Origin of the sequence: Acidiphilium sp. (assembly GCF_049977125.1) — a bacterium.
In the GTDB taxonomy this organism is placed as follows: Bacteria; Pseudomonadota; Alphaproteobacteria; order Acetobacterales; family Acetobacteraceae; genus Acidiphilium.
This window is the reverse complement of sequence record NZ_JBMFGY010000288.1, coordinates 1-2,582: the sequence shown is the minus strand read 5'-3', so window position 1 is coordinate 2,582 and position 2,582 is coordinate 1. Positions and strand designations below refer to the sequence as shown.

The following is a 2,582-nucleotide window of genomic DNA, read 5'->3' as shown; positions in this document are numbered from 1 at the left end:
AATGCCACGCGCCCCGAGATCGAGCAGATCATGATCTGGAACGCGCTCGGCAAGGGCGAGGCGGATTACGAGCGCGACCTGTACATCATTCGCCGCCGGATCGAAAAAGCCGCGATCGCGGCGCAAATTCCGGAGCTTTATATCTGCTCGCTGTCCTGCCGCTCGATCATCTACAAGGGGATGTTTCTCGCACAGAGCCTGACGGAGTTCTATCCTGATCTGCTCGATGAGCGGTTCGTTTCGCGGTTTGCGATCTATCATCAGCGGTATTCGACCAATACGTTCCCGACCTGGCGGTTGGCGCAGCCGTTCCGCACGCTCGCGCACAACGGCGAGATCAACACGCTTGCCGGCAACGTCAATTGGATGAAAAGCCATGAGACGCGCCTGTCCGCCGCCGTGCTCAACAACCATCTCGACGACATCAAGCCGGTGATCCAGGCCGGCAGTTCGGATACCGCGACGCTGGATGCGGTGTTCGAATTGCTGATCCATGGCGGGCGGGATGCGCCGATGGCGAAGACGCTGATGATTCCACCGGCGTTGAGCGGCGATGCCACGATGAAGACGGCGCATCGCGATCTGATTTCGTATTGCAACGCGGTGATGGAGCCGTGGGACGGGCCGGCGGCGATTACCGCGACGGATGGGCAATTCGTGATCGCCGGGCTCGACCGGAATGGTTTACGGCCGTTGCGGTTCACCAAGACCAGCGATGATCTGCTGATCGTGGGGTCGGAAACCGGGATGGTGAAACTCGATGAGGTAAAGATCATCGAACGCGGCCATGTTGGGCCGGGGGAGACGATCGCGGTTGATCTGGTGAGCGGGCGGTTCTTCCATTTCCCTGAATTGATGGACATTCTGGCGGCGCGGCAGGATTTCGGCGCGTGGACCCGGCGGATCACGGTGATCGATCATATCGTGAAGACCGATGCGCCGGAGCCGGTTTTGTTCACCGGCGAGGCGCTGCGGCGGCGGCAGCTCGGCGTCGGTTACACGCTCGAGGAGCTTGAGCTGATCCTGCACCCGATGGTCGAGGATGCCGGCGAGGCGATCGGCTCGATGGGGGATGACACGCCGATCGCGGTGCTGTCGGAGCGGTATCGGGGGCTGCACAATTACTTCCGGCAGAATTTCTCGCAGGTCACCAATCCGGCGATCGACAGTCTGCGCGAAGGGCGGGTGATGTCGCTGAAAACGCGGCTTGGTAACCTTGGCAATGTGCTCGATGAGGATTCCGAGCAATGCGATCTGTTGCAGCTCGACAGCCCAGTTCTGTCGACCGCCGAGTTCGATGCGATGCGCCGCACCATGGGGGTGAATGCCTGCGTGGTGAATTGCACCTTCCCGGTCGCGTCCGGCGAGGCGGGGCTGCGCGCCGCGATCGAACGCATCCGGCGCGAGGCGGAGGAAGGTGTGCGCGCGGGGCGGACGCATGTGATTCTGACCGATGAGAGTTTCGATGAAGCACATGCGCCGATCCCGATGATTCTTGCTACCGGGGCGGTGCATACGCATCTGGTCCGGCAGTCGCTGCGCACCTTCACCAGTCTGAACGTGCGGGCCGCCGAGTGCATGGATGTGCATTATTTCGCGGTGCTGATCGGCGTGGGGGCGACCACGATCAACGCCTATCTCGCGCAGGAAAGCATTGCGGACCGGCACCGGCGCGGGTTGTTCGGCGCGCTTTCGTTGAAGGAGTGCGTCGGGCGCTACAAGAAGGCGGTGAGCAAGGGGTTGCTCAAGGTGATGTCGAAACTCGGCATCTCGGTGATTTCGTCCTATCGCGGCGGCTATAATTTCGAGGCGATCGGGCTGTCGCGCGCGCTGGTGGCGGAGTTTTTCCCGGGCATGCTCTCGCGGATTTCGGGGATCGGTCTGCCGGGGATTGCGCATAAGCTGCTGGAACTGCACGCAACGGCGTGGGATTCCGACGCGGTGACTTTGCCGGTGGGCGGGGTGTACCGGCTGCGGCGTCAGGGCGAGACCCATGCGTTCGATGGCGGTATGGTCCATATGCTGCAAACCGCGGTCGCGACCGATAGTTACACGCTCTACAAGAAATATACCGATGCGGTGCATGGCCAGGCGCCGGTCGCGCTGCGCGATCTGCTCGATTTCCGGCGCGAGGGGCGGACGGCGATTCCGGTCGATGAGGTCGAGAGCATCACCGAGATCAGGAAGCGGTTGATCGCACCGGGGATTTCGCTCGGCGCGTTGTCGCCGGAGGCGCATGAGACGCTGTCGATCGCGATGAACCGGATCGGTGCGCGGTCGGATAGTGGCGAGGGTGGTGAGGATGCGGAGCGATCGAAGCCGCGCGCCAATGGTGACAATGCATCCTCCGCGATCAAGCAGATCGCTTCGGGGCGGTTCGGGGTCACGGCGGAATATTTGAACAACTGCCGCGAGATCGAGATCAAGGTGGCGCAGGGGGCGAAGCCGGGTGAGGGCGGGCAGTTGCCCGGGTTCAAGGTGACCGGGCTGATCGCCAAATTGCGCCATGCGACGCCGGGGGTGATGCTGATCAGCCCGCCGCCGCATCATGATATCTATTCGATCGAGGATCTGGCTCAGCT

Annotated in this window: 1 protein-coding gene; it reads left to right on the top strand. The window is 62.4% G+C overall.

All coding sequences use genetic code 11. From position 1 onward, the window contains the following. The coding region (locus ACP5E6_RS18180) for a glutamate synthase central domain-containing protein (RefSeq protein ID WP_427956696.1) at nt 1-2,582 on the top strand (2,582 nt) is incomplete at both ends.